General features: G+C 74.4%; 4 protein-coding genes. All 4 read right to left on the bottom strand.

Going from position 1 to position 4,486, the window contains the following annotated elements; translation table 11 throughout:
- The coding region (locus V7E46_RS32650) for an adenosylcobinamide-GDP ribazoletransferase (RefSeq protein ID WP_333771791.1) at positions 1-615 on the bottom strand (615 nt) is incomplete at its 3' end.
- 49 nt (positions 616-664) lie between these two features.
- Complete coding sequence (locus tag V7E46_RS32645; RefSeq protein ID WP_333771790.1) at positions 665-1,324, bottom strand: hypothetical protein; 660 nt, start codon at positions 1,322-1,324, stop codon at positions 665-667.
- Positions 1,325-1,385: 61 nt separating this feature from the next.
- Positions 1,386-3,137 carry a phosphatidylglycerol lysyltransferase domain-containing protein gene (locus tag V7E46_RS32640; protein WP_333771789.1) on the bottom strand — a complete coding sequence of 584 codons (1,752 nt, stop codon included), beginning with the start codon at positions 3,135-3,137 and terminating at the stop codon, positions 1,386-1,388.
- Positions 3,138-3,207: 70 nt separating this feature from the next.
- A complete protein-coding gene (cobT, locus tag V7E46_RS32635; RefSeq protein ID WP_333771788.1) occupies positions 3,208-4,314 on the bottom strand; it encodes a nicotinate-nucleotide--dimethylbenzimidazole phosphoribosyltransferase in 1,107 nt (368 codons plus the stop codon).
- Between the last annotated feature and the right edge of the window lie 172 nt (positions 4,315-4,486).

The raw sequence follows: 4,486 nt of genomic DNA, 5'->3' as shown, positions 1-4,486 counted from the left end.
CCCCGCGGCAGCGAACCCCGCACAGACGCCAACCACCACCGCCGCCAGCCACCCCGGCACCACCCCGGCGACAGCCGCCCCGAGCCCGCCGGACCGCGCCGCCGGCACCCCGCGCCGGCACGCCACGACCAGAGCCGCCCGCGCGGCCACCGCGGAAAGCACGGCGGCCGCACCGCCGTAGACCCACCCGTGCCCGTAACAGGCCGCGGCGGACGCGGCCTGCGCGAGCAGCGCGAAGACCAGGACGACGACCCCGAACGGCCCGATGTCCGACTGCTTCATGATCCGCAGCGCGTCCTCCGCCCCCTTGCCGGAGCCGAGCCCGTCCGCGGTGTCGGCGAGCCCGTCGAGGTGCAGGCCGCGTGTGAGGACGGCGGGCACCGCCACCGCGCCGACCGCCGCGAGCAGCGGCCCCGCGCCGAGCGCCGCGAGCAGCCCGCCGCATATGGCGGCGGCCAGCCCGACGACGACCCCGACGAGCGGAGCGGCGAGCATGCCGCCGCGAGCCGCGCCCCGGTCCCACCGGGTGAGCCGCACGGGCACGACGGTGAGCGTGCCGAAGGCGAACCGCAGGGCGTCCCCGGCCGAAGCGGGGGGAAGGCTGTCATCACTCACCGCGCGAGGCTATCCGCCCCGCTTGCGAAGCCCGCCGTCAGAGTCCGGCTCAGAGCCCCGCCGCCCCGGGCCGGGTCCCGGGGGATCGGACGGGGGCGCAGGCGGAGAGGGAGAGGACCAGGGCCACGCCCGCCAGATGCTCGTAACCGGCCAGGTTGGGCAGCGAGACGACCTCGACCACCATCGCGAGGACGATCGCGGAGGTCGTCCACCACGCCCGGTAGCGCAGCGCCACGTGGACGCCGAGCGCGACGACCGCCGCGGACGGCCCGGTGTCGCGGACCAGGAGGTCGTGCGCGGGCAGGCCGAAGGGCCAGTGCGGTCCCGCCCACAGCGAATAGCGGGCGAAGCAGGTGCCGGCCAGGGTGGCGAGCAGGCCGACCGCGAGGGTGCGGCGCGGCCCCACCGTGATCTCCGCGATGCCGAAGACAACCACGACCTGGAGGACCAGCCCCCACATCGGCAGCGAGGGATCGGGCAGGAAGACCGACAGGGGCGTACGCAGCAGCGCCTGCCACCAGGGCAGGCTGGCGTAGACACCGCCGAGCCGCTCGACCCAGCCGCTGGTGCCGCGCCGGTGCTGGAGCAGTTGCAGCACGAGGATGCCGGCGCAGGCGGTGAGGGTGACCGGGACGGCCCGCGCCCCGCGTGCCCGCAGCTCCCGCCCCGCGTCACCGAGCACCGCCGCTAATTCGGCGAACAGCCGCATCACCCCGTGCCTCCGCCCGCCCCGGCGGCCGTCACCGCCCCCGCCACGGCCCGAGCGGGCCTCACCGCGGCTGCCGCCGCCCGAGCGGCGCGGGAAGCCGGGGTACGCCCAGGAAGCCCTCCGCGCGGGCGCCGGCGAGACCGATCCGCGGGAGCTCGCTCGACTTGCCGAAGAGGACATAGCGGGGCTCCCAGATCGGCCGGAATTTGGCGTTGGCGCGGTAGAGCGACTCGATCTGCCACCAGCGTGAGAAGAACGTCAGCAGCGAGTACCACAGCCGCAGCACAGGACCGGCGCCGAGCCGCGAGCCGCGTTCGAAGACCGACCTGAACATTGCGAAGTTCAGCGAGATCTGCTGGACCCCCAGCTCGCCGGCCCGCTGGATCAGCTCGATGACCATGAACTCGATCAGGCCGTTGTCCGAGCCGCGGTCGCGCCGCATGAGGTCGAGCGACAGGCCGTGCGGCCCCCACGGCACAAAGCTCAGCAGCGCCCGCGGCCTGCCCTCGGCGTCCGCGCACTCGACCATCACGCACTGCCCGTCCGCGGGGTCGCCGAGCCGCCCGAGCGCCATGGAGAAGCCGCGTTCCGTCTGCCCGTCGCGCCAGTCGTCAGCGCGTTCCAGCAGCGCGGCCAGCTCGGCCGGCGGGATGTCGGCGTGCCGCCTGACGCGTACGGCGCAGCCGGACCGCCCGACCCGGTTGTGCGCCTGCCTGACCGAACGCATCGCGCGGCCGTCGAGGCTGAAGCCGGCGGTCTCCACGATGGCCTCGTCGCCGAGTTCGAGCGCGTCGAGGCCGTGCCGGGCGTAGACGGTGCCGGCCTCCTGGCTGGCGCCCACCACGGCCGGCACCCATGCGTGGTCCCTGGCCTCGTTCAGCCACGCGTCGATGGCGCCGGGCCAGGCCTCGGGGTCGCCGATCGGGTCGCCCGACGCGAGCGAGACCCCGCCGAGCACCCGGTAGGCGATGGCGGACTTGCCGCTCGGCGACCAGATCACGCTCTTGTCGCGGCGCAGCGCGAAATAGCCGAGGGAGTCGCGCTCGCCGTACTTGTCGAGCAGGGTGCGCAGCCGCGCGTCGTCCTCGGTGCACAGCAAGGCCGTGCCGCGCGGGGAGCGGAAGGCGACGAAGAGGACCAGGAGGAAGAGCAGGGTGCTCATGACGTTGATCGCCACGTCCACCCAGCCGGGGGTGGAGATGGTCATGAAGGCGCTGTCGTCCGGGACCAGCGAGACCAGCCGCAGCAGGGCGTACCCGAAGCTGTCGCCGAAGGTGGCGGTGTGCTGGGAGTTGGTCGCCGAGACCAGGGCCGTGCCGATGAGCGCTGCCAGGACGAGGCCGACGGCGGCGACCATCGCGGCATGCCGCGGGTTGCCGGGGTCGCCCTTGGCGCGGAATTGGCGCCGCCCGACGAGCAGTGCGGCCAGGAGGGCGCCGGTCAGCGCGAGCGACAACCAGTTCTGGGCGTGCTCGTAGATGTCGGGCCACACCATGCTCAGCGCCAGTGCGGCGAAGAACAGGCTGCACAGCACGAGGTTGAGGATCCAGGCGGCCCGCTTGCGGCGTCGCATGGTGACGGCGAGGAAGAGGGCGACGGCGCCCGAGGTGTAACCCGCCGTCAGGAGATACGGGGTGAAGTAGTCCTGCGCATTGTGCCGCCGGATGTCGGCACCGAAGGACACCCAGAAGGCGCCGAGGAAATTCAGCGCTGCCACGGCACGCAGGTACCAGACGGTGAACAGCGCGGCGCGCGGCGCCAGGCGACGTCCTGGCCGTGGACCACGGCCGGCCCCCGCGCTGCCGGTTCCCATGCCTGGGAAGCATAGGGCGTATTGTCTGATTTACGGCATTACGCCCCGGCGTGTCGGGAAAGCGTGGGGGCTACGCCTCCGCGGCCTCCTCCGAGGGCTCCTCGGCGGCTTCCCCGGCCGCCTCCTCCACGGTTCCCGCTTCCGGGGGGAGTTCGGCCGACAGGGCCGCCGCAGCCTGGAGCAGCGGCAGTGCGAGCAGTGCGCCGACGCCGCCGCCCACCCGGATGCCGTGGTCGAGCAGCGGGTCGAGCGAGATCCGGTCCAGCGCCTTGGCCTGGCCCGGCTCGCCGGTGGCGTGCCCGGCCAGCCACCAGTCCGGCGCCCGGAAGGCGACGCGCTGGCCGACCAGCGCGCACGCCGCGCCGACGACTCCGTCGAGCACCACCGGCAGCTTGCGTACCGCCGCCTGGAGCAGGAAGCCGGTCATCGCGGCGTAGTCGGCGCCGCCGACGGTGGCGAGCAGCGCGATCTGGTCGCCCAGCACCGGGCGCGCCCGGCGCAGCGCGTCCCGGATCGCGGCGCACTTGCGCATCCAGGCCAGGTCGTCGATGCCGGAGCCGCGGCCGGTGACCACGGAAGCGTCGGTGCCGCACAGCGCGGCGATCAGCACGGCGGCCGGGGTCGTACCGCCGACGCTCAGGTCGCCGAGCAGCACCAGGTCGGTGCCGGCGTCCGCGTGCCGGTCCGCCAGGTCCATCCCGGTACGGAAGGCCTGCTCGGCCTCCTCCCGGGTCAGCGCGTCCTCGACGTCGATACGCCCCGAGCCGCGGCGCACCCGATACGCCGTCACCTCGCCGGGCAGGTCCGCCGGATCGCAGTCCAGCGCCATGTCGATGACGTCGACCGGTACGCCGAACCGGCGGGCGATCACGTTCACCGGGGCCGTGCCGTCGATCGCGGCCCGCGCCAGAGCGCTTGCCGTGCCGGGCTTTCTGGCCGAGACGTCGCGTTCCGCGATGCCGTGGTCGGCGGCGAAGAGCAGCACGCGGGGGGACGTGAGGGGGCGTACCGGCACGACGCCCTGTACGGCGGCCAGCCAGTCCGCCAACTCCGCGGTCTTTCCCAGGCCCTCGGCGGGCCGTACGAGGGCCTGCCACCTCTCCGCCGAGTCGCGCCGCGGGCTTGCGTCGGGGCGCTCCACGAGGGAGCCGAAGTCGTCGAGCTCGATGCCACTCACGCGCCGAACAGTACCGTCCACCGGCCTGGCCCGGCTCTCTGGGTCCTCCGGCCCCACCCCTCCGCCGGCGCGGGCTCGGGGGTGCCGCTGCGCTTCCCGCTGGCGCGGGGCTGGGGTGCCGACTGCGTCGGTGGGTGCGCTTCGCCGGGGACGGGGGGTCTGGCAGTTCCCC

It is taken from the genome of Streptomyces sp. IBSBF 2435 (assembly GCF_036815005.1).
Classification (GTDB): domain Bacteria; phylum Actinomycetota; class Actinomycetes; order Streptomycetales; family Streptomycetaceae; genus Actinacidiphila.
This window is presented reverse-complemented; position numbering and strand designations above follow the sequence as displayed.